The following is a 19,684-nucleotide window of genomic DNA, read 5'->3' as shown; positions in this document are numbered from 1 at the left end:
GCCCCACCAATTTCCCCTGGGGGCCCGGGTGTTTTCCCGCGGGTGGTTTTTTTTTTTTTAATCTCTGGTCCATGCTTTTATGTGCCCCAGCGGGCTGGGGCCCCGCCGGGGGCGCGGGGGGGGCCCACACTGCGTGCGACGGGTTCCCGCCGCAGTGGCTTCTCAATGGGCGGAATAGCTGAAGTCGCCCACGGTCCAGGAGCTGACGTCCTCGATCGCCACACGGTACATTCCGCCCGTCTCCGGGATCCCGACCGTGCCCTGCAGGATCCGGGCGACATGGAAGTGCAGATGTGTAGGCGGCGCGTCCTCCTTCGCAGAGGTGTCGAAAATGGCGGAGAACTCGCCCAAGCGGGCGGAATCCGTCAGGACCTCCGAGACACGCTGACTCCACACTGCTTCGGGAGCCAGCCGACCGGTGATGACAGCGCCACCGGCGACCACGGTCAGGGACATCTGGTTGCTCTGCCCGGACTCCACCAGGGCGGCGATGGCAACGAGCAGCTCGTCAGGCTTCGACATGAGGCAGATCATATTCTCCGGCCGTCCGGCTGCTCGAGCGGTGGCGCTACCGGGCAGGGCGGGCGCTCACGGTCCTGCCGCCGGAGGCCCGGCGGGTGACCGCGGTGGCGCGGGGCGAGGCCCTTGACACGGGCCGGCCGAATTGCCAGTGCACCCGCGGTGACGCGGGGCGTCGGTGACCAGCTCGGACGCGACCAAGAACACGGTATCCGCCGTGTCAGGGCCACGGCCGGATGCCGCAAGCCTTCGGGGAAGGCCCGAGCCGCATCACGCGCGTCGGCAACGGCTTCCGTGGAACGGACGGTTGTGGCGTCGGCGGTCATCATCTTCATCAGGGGTCGACCACGGGACCCCATCGAGGCCGCCTGCCGCATCGCGTCCTCGAAGACCGGCTCGAGGAAGCCCAGCGCATCAACGCCGCATATCGCCGCGCCGCCGAATCGCCGAACCCAACGGCAGCAGCATGAGATGAGCGTGCCCGTCAGCGTCGGCGGGCACCGCACGCACAAGCTCGGTGAGAGGCGTGATCGTTTCCTATGGTGACGCGGTGTGTGGGCGTGTAGCGTCTGCGTCAGCTGTCGTGGTTCGGAATTCTCCCTTGCCCACGCCTTTGGTGTGGGCGCTTTGCTGTGCTGTGCCGCAGGAACCAGGGCGATCACCTCAGCCTTCCACATGGAGTGGGAGGCGTTCATCGACTGGAAGGCATGAGACATGGCAACGGGAACTGTGAAGTGGTTCAACGCGGAGAAGGGTTTCGGTTTCATCGCGCAGGACGGCGGCGGCCCGGATGTCTTCGCGCACTACTCCGCGATCAACTCCTCGGGCTTCCGTGAGCTCCAGGAGGGCCAGGTCGTGACGTTCGACGTCACCCAGGGTCAGAAGGGCCCGCAGGCCGAGAACATCAACCCGGCCTGACCTCGCAGCCCTGCCCGAGGGATCACGTACAACGCGTCCGGTGACCGCCGCCCGTGTGGGCCGTGCCGCTCACCCGGACAAAGGCGCCTGCTCTCGTGCCGGGCGTGCACAGGATCAGGGCCGCGCAGCCATTGCTGCGCGGCCCTGATCCGTTGAGGCGCGGGGCCGGTTGGCGACCTCGGCCCGGAACTTCCTGGCCCCAGTCGCTTCAAGCGTCGTCGGGCTCGCACCGCGCAGGCGGTCCTGGCCTGCGTCGGGGAGTGGGCTACGCCGCCGCGGTGTGTCGGGCGAACGTGGCGCGCTCACCGACGTCGTGCAAAGGGACAGCGACCAGGGGCTGTTCGAGAACGGCTCCCGGACGCGGCTGGACGTCTACGTCGTCTGCGCTCGGAGCAGGAGCAGGAGCCGGAAGCGGAGCTGGACCCGGTCGAACCTTCCCTCGCCGACGACGCCTCCCTCGGCACCGGCGAAATCCTGCGGAACGACGCGCAGGAAACCGTCCGGCGGGCACCCCGGCGGCTGCCCCATCTCGTCGTCAATGCGTCCAGGGCATCTCGGTGGTCAAGGCGTTCGGCGGAGGGGAGCGCACCCACCGTAGATTCCTCACGGCCGTGGAGGATTTCGTGAGCCTCTTCAACCGGATGGTGCGAGGTCTCTGCAGCGGGGGCTGTCGCCGCCGACGGTGAGCGGTCGGACCCCCGCAGCAGCGTGTTGCAAGCCGCAGGGGTCCGCCCTCATGCACGTCGGAGCGCGATCGAGGTGGAGTCGAAGGACTGACTCACAGCCTTGTCCCGACCCGTTCGTTCTCTCAGCAGTCCGAGTTGGCCTGTGTGAGCAGGCCCATGCGGTAGGACAGTTGCGAGTAGTCACCGCCCGAGTTCGGGCCCCGCCCCTGTTAGGCGTACTGAAGGTGGCACGGGACGACGGGCAGGCCGGGGGATTCAGCAGTTCGGGACGCCGGGGAGCCAACTGTCGGCGACGTCGATGAAGATGTTGGAGACGTAGCCGCCGTAGTCCGGGAGGTAGGACCAGGCGTCGTTGCTGTGGCCGTCGACCTGGACGAGCTGGCCGTGCACCTGGCACTGCACGCGCACCGTCGTGGGACCGGGGAGCTGTGCGACCCGGGTGGATGTGCTGGTCGGCTGTTGGCGGATGTTGACCGCGGTGCCCCAGGTCGGGAAGGACTTGGTCGCGGCGCCGTCGCCGGTCCACAGGTAGGTGACGTCGACCCAGCCGTTGTTGTTCAGGCCGACGTTGTAGAACGTACCGTCGGCAAGGTCGATGCCGGCCGGGTTGAGCACCTGGCGGCCGAACTCGTCCCGCCCGCCGTTGTAGCCGTTCTCGTAGGCGGCCTGCGCCTCGGGCCTACCTTGCGGCAGGTCCTTGAAGGTCTCGCGTGCGGAGGACGGATTCCAGTGGTCGTCATGGGTGTTCCACGGGCCGACGTCCCACACCGGGGCGGTCTCGCAGCGCGCGGGGCCGCAGACGCGCACCGAGTACTGGCCGCTGCCCTTCGGGGAGAGGCCGCGCCGGGAGGGCAGCGCCACGAAGTGATCGTCGGGGACGATCACGTGCCCGTTCGCGGTGGTGCCGCCGACCAGGCCCTCGCGGGTGGCGTAGACGCGGGCCGTGAAGGGTCCGGCGGCCGCGGCGGCCATGGGCGCATGGTCGAGTTCGGCATTCAGACGCAGGGCACGGACGGTGGGCGCGGTGCCGTTCGGCGCGGAGACCAATGTGAGCCGGGTCTGCACACGGGTGACGGCCCGGGGCAGCCGGGCGGGTGCGTCGGCGCGCGCTTCGCGCCACTCGGTCCAGCGACCCAGGCCGTCCTGCCCCCGCACGTCCACGGTGACCTGGGATCCGGCGGGAGTAGTGGCTTCGAGGTCCGGGGCGATCGTGTCGACCGCGCGTCCGAGGTCACGCAGGGGCAGGAGGACCGTGCCCTGTCCTCGGGCGGAGCGGGAGGAGGCGGGACGCAGGCTGAGGTCGCGGAGGCGCAACGTGCCGTCGGCGCGGCTGACGTTGGTCTCGTCCCCGGTGGGTGCGGACAGGTCCGCCCGCCAGCTGACACGCCCGAGCGGGGCATCGTCAGGCGCGGCATCACGGGCCGCGGCGGCCGGGCCGGAGGCGAGCGAGAGACCGGCGACGGCCAGCAGGGACACGGCGACGGCAGTACTGCGGCGGACGGTGACGGCGTGGGCGTTCGGTCTGTTGTTGCGGCGCACGGTGCGCCTCCTTCTCGGTGGGGGGCGGGGAAGGCCTTATGAGCAGCGGGGTACGTCCGGGAGGGTGTTACCGGGGGAGCTGATGTAGACGTTGGTGATCCAGCCGCCGTACTGGGGCAAATAGGCCCACCAGTCGTTGACGTAGGGCGGAACCGACACACGCCCGCCCTGCTGCTGGCATCCGACGAGGACGTCCACACCGGCGGGCAGGGTGGTGAGCGCGGCGGCGGAGGTGGTCGCGGCGGCGCGGACACGGACGCCGCTGCCCCAGGTGGCGAACCGGGTGCCGGAGGGGCGGACGGCTCCGGGAACGTTCAGGGAGCCGGTGAGCGAGGTGACCTTGCTGTAGGCGGCTCCGTACGGCGTGCCGTCCGGGTGCAGCGTGAGGACGGCGACGATCGTCCGGTCGCCGGGGCCCACGGTGCCGGTGGTGTGCAGTGCGTCGGACGTCAGATCCAGTGCGGGTGCCGCCGCGTCGGTGGAAGGCGGTGGGGAAGGCCGGGTGGAGGGGGCCGTGGAACCCGCGGGCATCGCTCGGGACTCGGCCCGCGCCGTGCCGTCTCCGGGCACGGACGTGCCCGGAGACGTGCCGGGCACGCCTGCCGGGGCCATGGTGGCCCCGCCGCAGCCTCCGGAGGTGAAGCCCGACCAGCCCTGCTTGACCGTTCCCGGTGCATCGAACGCGGAAGGCAGCCCGAAGTACTGGTCGAAGCCGTCGGCGGCGCAGCGCGTGGACCGGCGCAGAGCCCCCAGGACGAAGTCCCGTACCGGTGGAGGCGCGTCGTCGAGGAGAAAGCGGTAGACCCGGACGGTGTCCGCGGCAGTGGTTGCCGTGTAGCCCCAGTAGCCGGGGTAACCGGCCGGCGACGGGGCGGTGCCGGTGAGGCCCAGACGGGGCACCATGCGGGTGATCACGGCACTGCCGCCGCCCGTGGACCAGTAGTGGTTCGCGGCGGCATCGTCGCTGCTGCTCAGCATCGCGTCGAGCCGGTCCCGGTCCGCCTGCGGCAGGTCGTAGGCCGGGCCGCGGTTCCACAGGAAGTCCAGCGCGAGCAGCAGCTTGACCACCGATGCGGCGCGGAACGGGCGGTCCGCCTGGTGCATTTCGGTGAAGCCGCCGGTCAGCCGATCGAACACGGCGACGCCCGCCGTGACGTCTGCCGGGATGTCCACGAGGGCACGGGTCTCCTTGCTGCCCTTCGCCCGCCCGCCGTCGGCGCCCGGCTTCGGGGCCCCGGCGGGCTGGAGGTGCGCGGAGCGGGCATGGTCCGGGGTGGTGGAGGAGGTGAGGGGCGCGGCTGCCGCGGGACCGGCGCACACGGCGATCAGCAGCCCGACGGACGTGAGGGCGGTGCCGAGCAGTGGCAGTCGGCGGGCGGGACGGAGCGGGGGCATGGGGGTGGGGGCTCCTTCGGGCACGGGCGCACGCGGCCGGCGGCCTGGTGACGCTGTGGCACGTGGACGCCAGGGTGGTGAGAAGCCGGGGCACCGCGCAAGCCATTCGTTCCTGGTCGAAGGAGGCCGTCGCACGCTTGTCAGCCGCACGGGCCGACGTTACGTTCCCGACGTCTCACTGCGCCTCGGCCCGGTGTTCCCTCCGGGCCGCCTCCCCCACCTAGGAGCAACCGTGAGGTTTCTCAGACGTCTTCCGGCCCTTGTCGCCGGAGCCCTTCTGGCGCTGACCGGACTGTCGGTCGCCCCGGCGCAGGCCGGGGAAGCCGGTGCGACGGCCGGGCCCGTCTTCAAGGCGCCCTATCCCTGCGGCCAGCAATGGACGTACAGCCACCACTCGGCCGAGGTACGCCGTGCGCTGGACTTCGTACGCTCCGACGGCGGTGCGACGGCCGGCACTCCGGTGCTCGCCTCGGCTGCCGGCACGGCCACCCGCTACTCACAGCCGACCGGTGCCGGCAACTACATAGCCATCGACCACGGCGGCGGCTGGAAGACGTACTACTTCCACCTCTCGGCCTACTCCGTGGCGAGCGGCGCATCGGTCGCCCAGGGGCAGCAGATCGGTGTCACCGGCAGCACGGGCAACTCCTCCGGGGCACACATCCACTACGAGCAGCTGCTCAACGGAGTGGGCCAGAACATCGTCATCAACGGCGTCGGCCTGTCCTACCCCGGCAGCTACAACCAGGCGTACCTGACCAGTGACAACGGCTGCGGAGGCAGCGGCTACCCGTTCAACACCTGGGGCAGCGGGGTGAACGTCCGTGCTGACGCCCGCGTCGGCGCCCCCGTCGTCACCACCCTCGCCGGTCCGACGGCCGTGCGGGTGCTGTGCCAGAAGCAGGGCGACACCGTCAACGCCGAGGGGTACAGCAACAATTGGTGGAGCAAGCTGCGTGACCAGAACGGCTTCATCAGCAACATCTACATCGACCACCCGGACGCGAAACTGCCCGGCGTTCCGCTCTGCTGAGCTGTGACAGCGGATCGCGGTGGCCCGGCGGGTGAATCCCCGTCGGGCCACCGCGAGCCGTACACCAGATTTCTGGCATGCCTGCGTCATGTCTGCAATGCGCGTAGAGTTTCCGTGGGCGGGTGCCGGCGAGCGCCTGTGACCACCGGGGGTGCGTTGTGCTACGGGTGGAATTCACGAGCCAGGAGCTGGCCCGCTTACGCGTCGCGTCCGGCGTGGACCCGCTCTGGGAGACCGCGCTGAGTCTGCACCTGCTGCAGAACCGCCAAGCGCCCCTTGCGTTCGGAGCCTGGCGCCGCGAGGTGGGTGAGGCTCTGCGGCGATCCGGCCTCGTTTCCGTGACGCGTGCCCTGACGCGACTGTGCCCGGACGGCTCGTACTTCCCCGACTTCCTGACGCCCGGCCGCGGGGACACCGATCTCGATGTCGGGCTCGACCGGCTGCTGTCCACTCCCCGGCACCGGTTGCGCGCCGAACTCACCCGGCTGCACGCGCACACCGGCCGCCCCGTCCCGGCGAGTGTGCGTCCGCTCGCCGACGGCTGCCCCAAGGCGCTGCACCGCCTCGGTTCGGCCTTGCGCGCCTATCACCAGGTGGCCGTCGAGCCCTACCTGGCCGCGATACGGGCCCAGGCGGCGGCCGACCGGGCCGTACGGGCCGAAGCCGTCCTCACCCACGGCGCGGAGGGCCTGCTCACGGGGTACGACCACCTGCCCGGATGGCGTTACCGGGACCGGAGACTGCGCGCCCCGTACCCCGTGGACCGCGAACTGACCTTGAACGGGCGGACGTTGACACTCGTCCCGGCCTTCTTCTGCGTGCACGCCCCACTCGCCCTCGTCGACGAGGAGCTGCCTCCGGTCCTCGTCCATCCGCTCTCGCCGTCGCCCGGCTGGCTCGAACGCCGGCACCACGGCAGGGACGCCGCGGCGGCGCAGCTCATCGGCGCTTCGCGCGCCGAGCTGCTGCGCATGCTGGACCGCCCGATGACCACCATGGACATCGCCGCGGCGCTGCGGCTCGCACCGTCGACGGCCAGTCGGCACGCCACCGTGCTCCGGGAGGCCGGGCTGTTGCTCTCCCAGCGCCAGGGGGTGCGTGTGCTCCACCATCGGACCCGGCTCGGCCGGGCGGTGCTGGAGGGCGCCTTGAAGTGATCCGCTCCGCCTGCCGGGCGGTGCCGGGCGGTGCCGGGCGGTGCGGATCGGCCGTTCCTGATACGGCCGTCACGACGTCCGCCGGGGGACCACAGCGCCCCCGGCGGCCGGCCTCGCCCTCTTGCCTGAGTGGCATCCGGATCTCGGGCGGAGGCGCGGGAGTGCCTACCGGACCGGGGCGGCAGGGCTTGCCGAAGGCTTCTGCCGCAGCAGCCGAACGCGCCGCAAGGCCGTGCTCGGCGCCCGGGAGCATGTGGACGCGCTGTTGACGACCGCCGCGCGAAGGCACCTCCGCCCCGTCCCCCTGAGGCGGGGCGGAGGCGTTTGCCCTCGGGCGTTTCCGTACGAGCCGCTGACCCGGGTGGCGGGCGCAGGGGAACAACTACCGTCCGTGGGAGGGCAGAACGATCCGTCTTCGCGGACGAGGCGAGGATTCGCGCGATCCGTCACCGCGGCGAACACTTCAGTGTCGACGGGCCGTTGAACATCCACCGTCCTCCGCAGGGCAGACCGGTGCTGGTCCAGGCCGGCCGCTCCGAGGAAGGCCGTGACTTCGCCGCCACCTACGCCGATGTCGTCTTCGCCGCCGCCGACAACGTCAGCAGCGCCCAGGCGTTCTACGCCGACATGAAGGACCGGGCCAGGCGCAAGGGCCGCGACCCGGAGACGCTGAAGATCCTGCTCGGCACCCATGTCGTCCTCGGCGCCACCGAGGCCGAGGCGTTGGCGCTGGAGCGGGAATGGGTCGACGGCATCGATATCGGCAAGGCGATCGCCTACCTCCAGACGGTGGTGAGCCCCCACCTGCGGCTGGCCGAACTGCCTCTGGACGAGCCGATTCCCGTCACTCTGCTCGAAGAGGCCGAGGCCCTCCGGGAGGAGCAGTACCAGCGGGGCGCGGGGTGGCTGCGCACCCACCACGGGCAGACGGTCCGGCAGCTGGTGATCAAGCACCGGCAGAACAGCCTGCACCTCGGATTCACCGGTACGCCCGAGAAGGTGGCCGCCGAGCTGGCCGAGCTCTTCCAGGAGAGGGCTGCGGACGGCTTCGTGCTGTCCCACAGCCACCTGCCCGAGGGGCTGGAGCTGCTGACTCAGGGCGTGGCGCAGGCGCTGCGCCGCGCGGGGCTGTTCCGGCACGACTACGACGGGCCGACCCTCAAGCACCATCTCGGAATCATGTGAGGGCTCACCCGGTCACCGGTGCTGGAAGGGCGTTCAGGAACCGGCTCAACCGCCGTGCGGGGCTTGACCCCGAATCCTGGACAGGGGCTCAGGAACCGACCCGGCTCGATCGGGGACTCGATGTCATGAACGGATCGAGTCATGGCAGGACCTTCCCGATGCCCGCCTGAGCTCCGCCGCCGTGCGGTGCGCATGGTCGCCGAGGCGCGCGACGCCTGTCCGGCCGAGACGGCAGCCCCGCAGTCGGGTGGCCGAGAAGCTCGGCATCACCAGCCGGCATGGTCGGTCCGAGCCCGTGCAGGCCGACCTCGCTGCAGCGGCAGCGAGCGAGGGAGCTTTCCCTCCCCCTAGGACCGTCCCGCCGGCGGGACAGCGCACGTCCGACAGCGGCCTACTCCCTCCCGGCACCGGAGTTGTCTTGACCGGCTGATCCGCTTCCGTGAACGTGGAGGTGATGTGACGACGTCAGAGGCGCAGTGGAGTGGGGGCAACGACGTGGGACACACCGGCATGGACACGGACGTGGTGATCGCAGGTGCCGGGCCGACAGGCTTGATGCTCGCCTGTGAGCTGCGGCTGGCGGGCGTCGACGTGGTGGTGGTCGAACGGCTCCCGGAGCCTACGGGCGAGTCGCGAGCCGGCGGGATGCACTCCCGCACCCTGGAGGTGCTGGACCAGCGCGGAGTCCTGGACCGCTTCCTGTCGGTCGGCGAACTGCAGCCGGTGGGCCACTTCTCCGGGCTCTATCTGGACTTCGACGAGTCCGAGTCCAGGCACCCTTATCCGCTGATGATCCTGCAGTCCGCCATCGAGCAACTGCTCGAGGAGTGGGCCACCGAGCTCGGCGTGCGGGTGCGCCGGTCGTCCGAGGTGAGCGGGATCCGCCAGGACGGGGTCGGCGTGGCGGTCGAGCTGCGTACGACGGGGGCGGAATCTGCGCAGCTGCGCGCCCGCTACCTCGTGGGCTGCGACGGCGGGCGCAGCACGGTGCGCAAGCTGTCCGGCATCGACTTCCCCGGCACTCCGGCGACGATGACCGCGCTGATCGGTGACGTCGAACTCCCCGATCTGCCCGAGGACTACGTGTGGGTGCGGCGCTGTCCGGGCGGCGACTTCTCGGCCATCGCCTTCGAGCCGGGCTGGTACCGGGTGATCACATCCGACTACGACAACGTCGCGGACCGCGACGAACCCCCGACGTTCGAGCAGCTCCGGGAGTCGCTGGTCAGGCTCGCGGGCACCGACTTCGGCATGCACAGCCCCAGGTGGATCTCCCAGTTCGGCGACGCCGCACGGCAGGCCGCCCAGTACCGGGAGGGCCGGGTGCTGCTCGCGGGCGACGCGGCGCACATCCATTTCCCGGCCGGCGGGCAAGGGCTGAACATGGGAGTGCAGGACGCGGTCAACCTCGGCTGGAAGCTCGCCTCGGTGGTGCGCGGACAGGCGCCGGAGAGCCTGCTGGACAGCTACCACGCCGAGCGCCACCCCGTCGGGGAGCGCGTGCTGCAGAACACCCGGGCGCAGTCCGCCCTGGCCCGCCCGGGCGCCCAGACGGACGCCCTGCGGGAGGTGTTCGGTTCGCTCATGGTGTTCGACGACGTCAACCGGCATCTGCGCGGCATGCTCACCGCACTGGAGGTCCGGTACCCGGTCGACGGCGATCACCCGCTGGAGGGCCGCCGGGTCCCCGACGCCGACCTCAAGACGCCCGACGGCGCCACCCGCGTCTACGAGCTGCTGCACGCAGCCCGCCCCGTACTGCTCGACCTGCGCGGCAGCGCGGAGGTGGCGGCGGCCACCGAGGGCTGGGCCGATCGCGTCGACATCGTCGAGGCGCGGAGCGAGGACGACCGCTGGCCCGTCCCGTCCGTCGGCGAGATCCGCGCTCCCGCCGCGCTCCTCATCCGCCCCGACGGCCATGTCGCCTGGGCGGCCGCCGCGGGCGGTGCGCCCGACATCTCCTCGCTCCGGACCGCCCTCGCCACCTGGTTCGGGCCGGCCCTGCAGGGGTGAGACACCGCTCGCGACGACCGGTTCACGAGATGCTTTCGGTCAATGCGGGAACTCGCGTGACGGCGGTCGTCAGGACTGGTTGCGGTCCTGACGGCCGCCGTTGTGGCAAGGACCGACTTCACCTACGCGCTCGGGCCGGAGCCGGTTGATCCCGGTTCGACTCCTTCGGCTCCTGCGCAGGTCGGCCCCGGTGTCCGTGCGGACACCGGGGCCGATTCCTTCGTACCCGTTCAGGCCGGTCAGAGCGGGTTCACGCGGTACATCGGGAAGTACGACCCTATTCTGCCGTTCGCGTAGTCGTCGGCCAGCTCGGGCACCCGGTCGAAGTCGTAGATCACGTCCGACCCCTCCGGCGCCATCCAGCCCTCGGCCTCCTGGAAGTCCCGGATGCCCGGCGAGTCCGGCAGCCTCCACACGTGCGTGTTCACATGGATGTGCCGGCTGATGCACTCGGCGCCCCGCAGATGCGACAGGCGCATCCCCGCTTTCCAGCCGCACGTGGTGACGACCCCCTCGCGGGCCAGGGCCCTCAGGGTGACGTCGTACAGGGGTTCGCCGATGTTGTCCACGAAGATCGCGACCCCGTGGCCGTCACTGAGGTCCTCGACGACACCCAGGATGTCCTCGACCGACGTGCGGCGCCGTTGGTGCCGGCCCCGGTCCGCCCGTTCCTGCCGGGTGGGCAGCGAGAGGTCGGGGAAGCGGCGGCGGTCCACCGGAGTGATGCCGTTCTCCCGCAGGAAGGCGACACGCTCGTCCGAGCCCGCGGTCATCGCCACCCGGAAACCGGCCCGCTTGGCCAGCATCAGCTCGGCGAAGGCCACACCGCCGCCCCACCCGAACACCAGGTGGTTCGCCGGATCGTCCTCGGCGACCTGCGTCCGCCAGCACCCGTACGCCTTGCGCCAGTTGTCCCAGGCGGTGAAGTACCGCCCGTACGTGGCCCACTGGGGCAGCGAGTACGCCGTGCCGTCCGGGACCGGCAGGAGCAGCCGTACGTCCATCTTCGACCGCTTGGCCAGCAGGCCGATGGTGCCGGGGGCGTCGTAGGCGTAGGCGAGTTCTGCGTAGCCGAAGCGGTCGAGCTTGCCGAACGGCAGGAGCAGACAGAGGTCCCCTTCCCGGACCTGGACGTCCCGGCTCCCCGCGTTCACCTTGAGGACGCGCACCACGCCCAGGTTGCCGAGGACCACCGCGTCCTCGCCGCGGCTGCTGCACACGTCGATCGGTGAACGGGCCAGCGCATGGTCGACATTGGCCTCCCAGGAGCCGAGGATCGGCTCCACCAGCGCCTCACCCTCCTCCAGCGGGCCGAAGGTGAACTGATCGCGTCGCAGCACGCCGCCGGGTCCGCCGTCGTGCGGGCCGGCCACCGCACCGGAGCGCAGGATCCAGGCTTCTGGTGAGTAGATGACAATCTCCTGTGATCGAGTACGTTCGCGGGTTCCCGGCGCGGTCAGGGGGCCGTGACGGCAGGCACCCGGTAGCCCACCGAGACACCGCCCCACGCCTCACCTGCGCCGTAGGCCACGGCACCGAGCCGGCCCGAGGAGGGCAGGGAACCGGCGTTCAGCTCTTCGGCGAACGCCAGCGGGATCGAGGCGGACGACGTGTTCCCGGAGTTCTCGATCCGGTTCACGAAGGGCACGCCGAGATGGGTGGTGAAGCCGCGGACCTGTTCCAGGATGCGGCCGTTCGCCTGGTGGCCGACCAGGACGGTCGGCGTGGGGCCGTGGTCGAAGAGGTACTGCGCCGACTCCGACATCCGGCGCACGGCGCGGTCGTACACCTGCATCCCGTCGAGATGGATGCCGCCCGCGTCGGTCTCCCGCATGAGTGCCTCCTGCGAGCCGTCGCAGCCGGCGACCTGGCGGAAGCCCGCGAACTCCGCGCGGTCCTCCAGCAGAACGGCCGCGGAGCCGTCGGCGAAGATGCACGCCGTCTGCCGGTCCGCGCGGTCCACCAGCCGGGACATGGCCTCCACCGAGCACACCAGGACCGACCGCGCCTGTCCGGCGTCGCAGAGCGAGAGACCGGTGACCAGCCCGTAGACGAAGCCGCAGCAGGCCGCGTTCATGTCGAAGGCCAGCACCGAGGGCCCAAGACCGACGAGTTGTGCCACCTTCTGCGCGATACCGGGGACGCGCTGTCGAACCGAGGTGCTGACGACGACCAGGGCGCCGATCGAGGAGGGGTCGTCCATCCCGGTCACGATCGGCGCGCAGGCCTCCGCCGCCACCTCCGCCAGCGAGGTCTCGTCCGGAAGCCAGGAGCGGGCCGCGATGCCGCTGCGGCGCCGGATCCACTCGTCCGTCAGACCGATCGACGCGAAGTGGTCGTTGTCGATCGTCCGGCCCGGCTTCGCGGTGGCGATATCGACGATGCCCGCGCTCATCCCCGGCTCGCCAGCTTCACGAAATAGGTAGTGAAGTCGTCCAGGAAGGCGAAGCCCGCGGTCTCCTTCAGGTCGCCCTTGACCTGGAGCTCGCGCTCCAGCTGTTGGTGCAGCTCGACCAGGTCGAGGGAGTCGAGGTCGAGGTCGGCGACCGGCCGGGCGAGGTCGTCGGGACCCAACGACGCGTCGCGCTCGCGCAGTTTGGCCAGCATGGTGTCCGCGATACGGCCTTCTATGTCGCTCATTTTCCTTCTCCATTCACGTGACTGGACCTACGGATCTCGGAGCGTGGGCGACTAGTCGGCCGCCAACTGGTACAGCACCTCACCGGACTTGAGGAGCGTGCCGTCCGTCACGGAGTGGGCCGTGACCCGTCCGCCGCGCTCCGCCACGATCTCCGTGCTGGTCTTGTCGGTCTCGACGACCGCGATGACGTCCCCCCGCTCGACCCGGTCGCCGACACCGGCGACCCACTCGATCAGCAGGGCCTCGGCGAGGCCGTGCCCGAAGCTGGGAACGTGCATGTCCATGGGGGAGTCGCTCACTTCGTCATCACCAGCACCTCGTCCTTGATCTCCTGCACACCGATCAGGTAGTCCTTCTCGAAGTCCGCCGGGGGATAGGCGCGGCGGTCGGGCGCCAGCCGGCGGACCGGGCCCCGGAGCGCGTCGAAACCGTGCTCGGCCACTGACGCGGCGATCTCGGCACCGATGCCGACGTTCTTGGACCCCTCGTGCACGATCAGCAGCCGCCCGGTGCGGGCGACGGACTCCAGGACCGTGTCCATGTCGAGCGGGGCCACCCAGCGCAGGTCCACCACCTCGACGTCGACATCGGGGCCCAGTGCGTGCGCCGCTTCCAGCACCTCGTGGGTGACCGCGCCGAACGTGGCGATCGTCAGGTCCGTGCCACGCCGCACGACCCGGGCCGCAGTCGGCGAGCTCGCCGGCTCGGGGTCCCTGGCGGGCGTGTTCCGCCGCCAGTACAGGCGGATCGGCTCGTACATCACCACGGGCGAACCGAGCGTCACCGAGTACCGCAGGATCTGGTCGGCGTCCTCGCCCGTGGAGGGACACGCCACCGAGATCCCCGGGACGCGGGCGAAGAGCGCCTCGTTGGACTCGCTGTGGTGCTCGACGCCCCGGACCCCGCCGCCGGTCGGGATCCGCACGACCAGGCTCGGGCTCACCTGACCGTTCCACCGGCCGCCGATCCGGGCCGCCTGGGTCACCAGCTGGTTCACCGCGGGATAGGTGAACCCGTCGAACTGGATCTCGCAGACGGGCACAAGGCCGCTCATCGCCATGCCGACGGCCTGGCCGACGATGGTGGACTCGGCCAGCAGCGAGTCGCGCACCCGGTCCTCGCCGAAGCGTTCCCTGAGACCCCGGGTCACCCGGAACACACCCCCCAGGCGTCCTATGTCCTCGCCGAGCAGCAACAGTCTCGGATCCTGTTCGAGCAGGTCGGCGAGGGTCGCGTTGATCGACTCCGCCAGGCCGACGGACCGCACGGTGCTCATCACGCGTACTCCTTCATCAACCGCTCGCGCAGCTCCCGCACTTCCGCGTCGACGGCGTCGAGCCACGCGGTGTCCACCAGGCCCAGGTCGCTCAGCCGGACCGCGTAGGCGGTCACCGGGTCCGCGGCCTTGGCCCGCGCGATGTCGTCGCGGCTGCGGTACACCTCCTGGGCGTCGGAGGTCGAGTGACCGTTGATGCGTCCCACAGGGATCTCGACGAGATAGGGGGCCCGCTCCCCACGGACATGGGCGGCGGCCCGGGAGCAGGCCGAGAAGACGGCTTCCGGGTCCTGGCCCGGGACCCGGACGGACTCGATCCCGAAACCCCGGGCGCGCTCGGCCACCGAGGTGCGCATCTGCTCCCCGGCCGGTTTCGAGATGGCCCAGCCGTTGTTCTGGCAGACGAACAGCACGGATGCCGACTCGACGGCGGCGAGGTTCATCGCCTCCGACATGTCGCCCTCGCTGGTGGCCCCGTCCCCCACGTACACGACGACGAAGTCCTCCAGCCCCTGCAACCGCTGCGCGATCGAGTAGCCGACGCCGTGCAGCGTCTGCGCGGCCAGGACCAGCGTGTAGGGGAAGAACCGCAGCCGGCGCGGGTCCCAACCGCAGAACGTGCGGCCGGCCCACTGCGCGACCAGCTCGTCCGGTGCCACACCACGCAGGAGGGCGACGGCGTGCTCGCGGTAACTGGGAAAGACGGTCGGGGCCGGACCCACGGCAAGCGCGGAGCCCACCTGCGCGGCCTCCTGCCCCTGGCAGGACAGCCAGAGGTCGAGCGCGCCCTGCTTCTGGAGCTGACGGGCCTCCTCGTCGATGCCTCTCGCCACCAGCATGTGGCGCAGCATCAACCGTCGTGTGTCGTCGTCTGGATTTGTTTCGTACTCGGATTCTGACTTCGAGATCATTGATCACCAGTCGCAGGTTCGTCGATGAGCTTCTGTCGTCGTGCAGCACGGAACACTCCGGGGCCCTCCCGTCGAAGGCGAGCCACATGTCCGGCGGCCGGACGCGGGAACACAGGAGGAAGGGGGAACCCGTGTTCATGCACAGGTAGTCGCGGAAGGAGGCACGGACCCGCCACCGACGGATCCGTTCCTCGGCGCCCCGGTTCCCGTGGGCCGGCGTCCCACCGTGCTTCCGGCGTCACCCGCTGCCCGCTCCTGGCGCACGACGACCCTGACGCGCGTGACGCGCGCACCGCGGTCGCCGACCAGCATCCGGTGGGCGGTTGCGTCGTTCGGCGTCACGGACGCGGCCTCCTCCCAGGTCAGGTGCGTCGGCTTGGGTGCCGGCCCGGCTGACCCGGACCACCGCCTAGTGGGCCGGGCGGCCGAAGCCGGTCTCGTGGCCCCACGCGCGATGCCCCGCGCCGAGCGATGTGCCGGCGTCGTGGCGGTGCGCGGCCGGATACGCGTACGGCGCGTCCTCCCGGGCCGGTTCGTCGGGCGAAGCACCCGCGAGCACGGCTGCGGCCAATGCGTCCATCAGGAATTCCTTTGCCCTCGGTGCGGCGCAGGCACGGGTCGCCGCGGCGCGTCGGTGTTCGGCTGGGGTGGGGCTCGTCCGATGTCTCTGCACTCGGAGGACCAGGCCCTGGCGGGCCGCCCGCCGCAGGCCCGTGATGGACAGCGCGCGCTCTCGATCGCCTCGGCGTAAGGAGATTGACTGACTGAACCCGCGTTCGAGCAGGCCCGTCCACGGGGCCACTGACCGGCATGGTGGCACAAGAACCCCAGCGGGAAACAGGTCCGGGCGGACGGCCGGGAGGCCGCGATCCTGCCGCCCTTGAGGCGTGGTCGATCGAGCCTTGTGGCGGTGGCGGTCGAGATCTACGGTGGCGTCGGCATCCCAGGGGCGCTGCGGATGCCGGGTGTCCTGTCGACAGGACGAACGCCGATCGGCGACCCCGCCCCCGGTGCTGTTCTCGAACTCGGCCTGGTGATTTCCCATGCCGAGTCACCCCGTGACGGTTAAGGACGGTGGCAGTTGAGCACGAACCCCTTCGATGACGAGGACGGCCGCTTCTATGTCGTGGTCAACGACGAGGACCAGCACTCCCTGTGGCCGGTGTTCGTCGAGACACCCGCAGGTTGGCGGGTGGTCTTCGGCGAGGCGGCCAGGGCCGAGTGCCTGGAGTACGTCGAGCAGAACTGGACCGACCTGCGCCCGAGGAGCCTGCGGGAGGCCATGGCGGCGGACTGAACGCCGGTCGGATTCTCCGGGGAGAGCGCATCGCGATGTTCGTACCTCGTAGGTACCGAGCCCCGGTGGACCGCCGAGTTGATGCATGAACCGGGGGACCCCCGGTGGAAGGTGCTGCGGGCCCGCGATGCCCGCGGTGCTCGACTTCGCGGGCCCGCAGGCCTGCATCTCGCCGGCGCTCTGCCGGGTTCACCCCCGTGGCGCCGAACTGGAACCGCACGGCCGCGCGGGATGAGCGGGACGCGGGACCGGCTGTGCCACCGCTTCGCCCCGGAGAGGGCCGGCAGGCAGCGGGAAACCGCGGAGTACATGAGCAGGCAGACCGAAGCGGAACGATGGTGATCGCCCCCTGGGTGCTCGGTCGAGTGATCGGTGTACGCCCAGGCAAACGCTCTGATGGGGAGATGAAGGTTGTGGGTGGCGTCCTGTGACGACCGCGAGCAGTTATAGAGCGGGGCCGGTGAGCACCAGCGGTGAGCCCGCGCAGCGCGATGTGGTTCTGTCCTTCGTGGGGAAACAAGCAAGGGTGCAGAAGTCGGGGATGGTCTTCCCGCAGGGCCTGTCGGAGCGGTCCTGGGAGCGGATCGGGGCCAGCCTGCGCGAGCTCACGAACTCCTCGGCGTGGTGGCTCGCCGACTGGTTGCTCTTCGGGGAGGCCGCCTACGGGTTGCGGCGGTACCGGGAGGCGATCGAGCGAACAGGGCTCGACTACCAGACCCTGCGCAACTACGCCTGGGTGGCCCGGCGGTTCGAGCACCACCGCCGGCGGGACAGCCTCAGCTTTGCCCACCATGCCGAGGTGACCCGCTTGTCCCCGTCGGAGCAGGACTACTGGCTGCGCAAGGCCGAACAGCAGAAGTGGTCGCGCAACGAACTCCGCAGGGCGGTTCGCGCCAGCCTGGCCGAGCAGAGCCTCCAGACCGAAATCCCCCCGAGCAGCGGCAACGAGAAGCAAGAGGTACCCCAGCTCGCCGAGTCGGTGGGCGCCGAGAAGCGTCGGCGGAAGGCCACCACGCTCACCATCGAGCTGTCCGCCCGCCAACTGGACTACTACTCGAAAGTGGCTGCCGCGCACGGTCTGCCCGTCGACGAGTGGGTGACCCAGGTGCTCGACGCCGCCGATCGGCGCACCGCCTAGAGGTGCCGGACAAACCCGTTCCCCGTGGTGCGCCGGCGGTTCGCCCGACCGGACACCTGTCATATCGGAGTCAGTTGATGATCCTTCAGGGAAAGCGGGTTGCCCTGCCCTCGGCGCCCGTGGTCCACAAACAGTTCGAGGCGCACGCAGAAGCCACCCCCGACGCCGTTGCCGTCCTCTGCGCCGGACAGCGGGTGACGTACGCGGAGCTGAACGCGAAGGCGAACCGGTTCGCGCACTTCCTCGCCGCGCGCGGACACGGCCGAGGTGCGAAGGTCGGCGTCTGCCTCGACTACTCGATCGACATGGTCGTCGCCATCCTCGGCACGCTGAAGGCAGGCGCGGCCTACGTACCGTTCGACCCCGCCTACCCGGCGGCGAGACTCCAGCTGCTGCTGGGCCAGGTCCCCGGTCTCGCCCTGATCGTGGCCTCCCCGGCGACGGCCGGGATGGTCGAGTCGGCGGGCGTCGAAGTCATCGATCTCGAGCAGCTGTCCGATCACCTGGCAGGTCTCCCGGCGGCCGGTCCTGACGTCTCCGTCACCGGGGACGACGTGTGCTACGCGGTCTTCACGTCGGGGTCGACCGGCACGCCGAAGCTGACCGCGGTGCGGCACGAGGGCTGGTTCAACCTGATGAACTGGCTGTCGCTCGAGTACGGCCTGCACCGAGGGTCGAACAACCTGGTCGTCAGCGCGTTCGGGTTCGACCTCTCCCAGCGCAGCCTGATGACGCCGTTGTTCTGCGGCGCCACCCAGTACCTGATGGCGAGCCGGAACTTCGACGCCATGATGGCCTACCGCATGCTGACCGAGCACGAGATACGCACGGTGCACTGCGCATCGAGCACCCTGTACCTGTTGGTGGACTGGGAAACCGCACGTGGCGGTGACGCGCTCACCCGGCTGGACCATGTGCTGTTCGGCGGGGAGCCGCTGAAGGTCGAACGGATCGCGGACTGGGCGCGGCGCGAGGGCAACAGGTGCACCCTCCTGCACCAGTACGGCGTCGCCGAGTGCACGGATGTCGCCACCTCGTACGACCTCGCCGAGTACCGGCCCGGCGAACAGGACATCGCACCGGTCGGCAGGCCGGCCTACAACACCGGGATCCACCTCCTCGACGAGCAGTTGCGCGGTGTCGGGGCGGGGGAGTACGGCGAGATCTGCATCTCCGGGGCCGGCGTCGGCGCGGGCTACCTCAACGGCACAGGCCCCGAGAACGCGAAGTTCACGACGATCGTGGTCGACGGTGCGCCGCGCCGGCTGTACCGCACGGGCGACCGTGGCTATGTGACCGAAGCCGGCGAACTCGTCGTCGCCGGCAGGATGGACGCGCAGGTGAAGGTGCGGGGCATGCGTATCGATCCCACCGACATCGAGCGCGCGCTCGGCAGGCTGGCCGGGGTCCGGGAGGCCGCCGTGGTGGTCACGTACACCGACTCCGGCGAGGCCGAGCTGATCGCGTTCCTCGTCCCGGCGGGAGACGATCTCGCCGAGGACGACGTGCGCACCCGCCTCCTGGAGACCCTGCCGCGGAACATGGTTCCGGTCAGGTTCGTGAATATCCCGCGGATTCCGCTGAGCCCGCACGGAAAAGTGGACCGCGCGGCGATGGCCGAGGCATGCCGGAACCTGTATGCCGGCAGCGGCACGACGGCATGGTCGCCGGACTCCGAATGACAACCGAGAGGACTGCGATGATTGTCGACAAGGTGCGCGTCATCTGGTGCCGGGAACTCCAGCGTGATGACATATCGGTCGATGACGACTTCTTCGCCCTGGGCGGCCAGTCCGTGATTATGGCCGGTATCCAGGGTGCTTTCATCGAGGAGCTGGGCGTCGAGGTCCCGGTGGACCACATGTTCCTCAATCCGACGGTGGCGTCCATTTCTGCGTACATCGAATCCCTGGGTGCCGTAACCCCATAGCGTCGGACGTGCTTGGTGCCGTGTGGTGTCTCGCCGGCGAGACACC

Annotated in this window: 21 protein-coding genes and 1 pseudogene; 11 read left to right on the top strand and 11 right to left on the bottom strand. The window is 70.3% G+C overall.

Features of this window, described 5'->3' with window-relative positions; translation table 11 throughout:
* Positions 1-162: 162 nt before the first annotated feature.
* On the bottom strand, positions 163-522 hold the full coding sequence (locus ACFWBQ_RS09130) for a hypothetical protein (RefSeq protein ID WP_385485725.1): 360 nt from the start codon (positions 520-522) through the stop codon (positions 163-165).
* Between the two features lie 123 nt (positions 523-645).
* Here ACFWBQ_RS09130 and ACFWBQ_RS09125 point away from each other — a divergent pair.
* Positions 646-989, top strand: a pseudogene (locus ACFWBQ_RS09125) (MerR family transcriptional regulator).
* A gap of 244 nt (positions 990-1,233) precedes the next feature.
* Entirely contained in the window at positions 1,234-1,437 is a 204-nt protein-coding gene (locus ACFWBQ_RS09120; RefSeq protein ID WP_008735947.1) for a cold-shock protein, read from the top strand.
* Positions 1,438-1,809: 372 nt separating this feature from the next.
* Here ACFWBQ_RS09120 and ACFWBQ_RS09115 read toward each other — a convergent pair whose 3' ends face one another.
* The 3 genes from ACFWBQ_RS09115 to ACFWBQ_RS09105 all read right to left on the bottom strand — a co-directional run bounded on the left by ACFWBQ_RS09115 (position 1,810) and on the right by ACFWBQ_RS09105 (position 5,057).
* Entirely contained in the window at positions 1,810-1,965 is a 156-nt protein-coding gene (locus ACFWBQ_RS09115) for a hypothetical protein (protein WP_385485722.1), read from the bottom strand.
* Positions 1,966-2,378: 413 nt separating this feature from the next.
* Positions 2,379-3,662 (bottom strand): hypothetical protein, encoded by a 1,284-nt coding sequence (locus ACFWBQ_RS09110; RefSeq protein ID WP_385485720.1) that lies wholly within the window; start codon positions 3,660-3,662, stop codon positions 2,379-2,381.
* A 36-nt stretch (positions 3,663-3,698) separates the two neighbouring features.
* Positions 3,699-5,057, bottom strand: a complete 1,359-nt coding sequence (locus ACFWBQ_RS09105) for a hypothetical protein (protein WP_385485718.1) — start codon at positions 5,055-5,057, stop codon at positions 3,699-3,701.
* A 232-nt stretch (positions 5,058-5,289) separates the two neighbouring features.
* On the opposite strand from ACFWBQ_RS09105, the gene ACFWBQ_RS09100 reads away from it, so the two are divergent.
* From ACFWBQ_RS09100 to ACFWBQ_RS09085, 4 genes are all read left to right on the top strand, one after another.
* Complete coding sequence (locus tag ACFWBQ_RS09100) at positions 5,290-6,090, top strand: peptidoglycan DD-metalloendopeptidase family protein (RefSeq protein WP_385485716.1); 801 nt, start codon at positions 5,290-5,292, stop codon at positions 6,088-6,090.
* Between the two features lie 167 nt (positions 6,091-6,257).
* The gene (locus ACFWBQ_RS09095; RefSeq protein ID WP_385485714.1) at positions 6,258-7,247 is read left to right on the top strand and encodes an ArsR/SmtB family transcription factor; all 990 of its coding nucleotides are present in this window, start codon (positions 6,258-6,260) and stop codon (positions 7,245-7,247) included.
* Between the two features lie 129 nt (positions 7,248-7,376).
* Complete coding sequence (locus tag ACFWBQ_RS09090; RefSeq protein WP_385485712.1) at positions 7,377-8,432, top strand: LLM class flavin-dependent oxidoreductase; 1,056 nt, start codon at positions 7,377-7,379, stop codon at positions 8,430-8,432.
* A gap of 510 nt (positions 8,433-8,942) precedes the next feature.
* Positions 8,943-10,445: an FAD-dependent monooxygenase gene (locus ACFWBQ_RS09085; protein WP_385485758.1), complete on the top strand. Its 1,503-nt coding sequence runs from the start codon at positions 8,943-8,945 to the stop codon at positions 10,443-10,445.
* A gap of 239 nt (positions 10,446-10,684) precedes the next feature.
* Here ACFWBQ_RS09085 and ACFWBQ_RS09080 read toward each other — a convergent pair whose 3' ends face one another.
* The 7 genes from ACFWBQ_RS09080 to ACFWBQ_RS09050 form a co-directional block, all read right to left on the bottom strand.
* Positions 10,685-11,785: a zinc-binding alcohol dehydrogenase family protein gene (locus ACFWBQ_RS09080; RefSeq protein ID WP_385485710.1), complete on the bottom strand. Its 1,101-nt coding sequence runs from the start codon at positions 11,783-11,785 to the stop codon at positions 10,685-10,687.
* Positions 11,786-11,901: 116 nt separating this feature from the next.
* Positions 11,902-12,840 (bottom strand): ketoacyl-ACP synthase III, encoded by a 939-nt coding sequence (locus ACFWBQ_RS09075; RefSeq protein WP_385485708.1) that lies wholly within the window; start codon positions 12,838-12,840, stop codon positions 11,902-11,904.
* Complete coding sequence (locus tag ACFWBQ_RS09070) at positions 12,837-13,085, bottom strand: phosphopantetheine-binding protein (protein WP_385485706.1); 249 nt, start codon at positions 13,083-13,085, stop codon at positions 12,837-12,839. Before ACFWBQ_RS09070 ends, ACFWBQ_RS09075 begins: the two co-directional genes overlap by 4 nt.
* A gap of 51 nt (positions 13,086-13,136) precedes the next feature.
* Positions 13,137-13,385, bottom strand: a complete 249-nt coding sequence (locus tag ACFWBQ_RS09065; protein ID WP_385485704.1) for a lipoyl domain-containing protein — start codon at positions 13,383-13,385, stop codon at positions 13,137-13,139.
* Positions 13,382-14,362 (bottom strand): alpha-ketoacid dehydrogenase subunit beta, encoded by a 981-nt coding sequence (locus ACFWBQ_RS09060; RefSeq protein WP_385485702.1) that lies wholly within the window; start codon positions 14,360-14,362, stop codon positions 13,382-13,384. Before ACFWBQ_RS09060 ends, ACFWBQ_RS09065 begins: the two co-directional genes overlap by 4 nt.
* On the bottom strand, positions 14,362-15,201 hold the full coding sequence (locus tag ACFWBQ_RS09055) for a thiamine pyrophosphate-dependent dehydrogenase E1 component subunit alpha (protein ID WP_385485700.1): 840 nt from the start codon (positions 15,199-15,201) through the stop codon (positions 14,362-14,364). The genes ACFWBQ_RS09060 and ACFWBQ_RS09055 overlap by 1 nt, the downstream gene beginning before the upstream one ends.
* 481 nt (positions 15,202-15,682) lie before the next feature.
* Positions 15,683-15,853 (bottom strand): hypothetical protein, encoded by a 171-nt coding sequence (locus ACFWBQ_RS09050; protein WP_385485698.1) that lies wholly within the window; start codon positions 15,851-15,853, stop codon positions 15,683-15,685.
* 330 nt (positions 15,854-16,183) lie between these two features.
* On the opposite strand from ACFWBQ_RS09050, the gene ACFWBQ_RS09045 reads away from it, so the two are divergent.
* From ACFWBQ_RS09045 to ACFWBQ_RS09025, 5 genes are all read left to right on the top strand, one after another.
* The gene (locus tag ACFWBQ_RS09045; protein WP_385485696.1) at positions 16,184-16,342 is read left to right on the top strand and encodes a hypothetical protein; all 159 of its coding nucleotides are present in this window, start codon (positions 16,184-16,186) and stop codon (positions 16,340-16,342) included.
* A gap of 12 nt (positions 16,343-16,354) precedes the next feature.
* Entirely contained in the window at positions 16,355-16,570 is a 216-nt protein-coding gene (locus ACFWBQ_RS09040) for an MbtH family protein (protein ID WP_385485694.1), read from the top strand.
* A 460-nt stretch (positions 16,571-17,030) separates the two neighbouring features.
* Positions 17,031-17,708, top strand: coding sequence for an LmbU family transcriptional regulator (locus ACFWBQ_RS09035; RefSeq protein WP_385485692.1), 678 nt, complete (start codon positions 17,031-17,033; stop codon positions 17,706-17,708).
* Positions 17,709-17,785: 77 nt separating this feature from the next.
* Positions 17,786-19,390 carry an amino acid adenylation domain-containing protein gene (locus tag ACFWBQ_RS09030; protein ID WP_385485690.1) on the top strand — a complete coding sequence of 535 codons (1,605 nt, stop codon included), beginning with the start codon at positions 17,786-17,788 and terminating at the stop codon, positions 19,388-19,390.
* 17 nt (positions 19,391-19,407) lie between these two features.
* A complete protein-coding gene (locus ACFWBQ_RS09025; protein ID WP_385485688.1) occupies positions 19,408-19,638 on the top strand; it encodes a phosphopantetheine-binding protein in 231 nt (76 codons plus the stop codon).
* The last annotated feature ends 46 nt before the right edge of the window (positions 19,639-19,684 follow it).

It is taken from the genome of Streptomyces sp. NPDC060035 (genome assembly GCF_042736635.1).
GTDB lineage: Bacteria > Actinomycetota > Actinomycetes > Streptomycetales > Streptomycetaceae > Streptomyces.
Note: the sequence above shows the minus strand (reverse complement) of the source record. Positions and strands in the feature narration are given on the sequence as shown.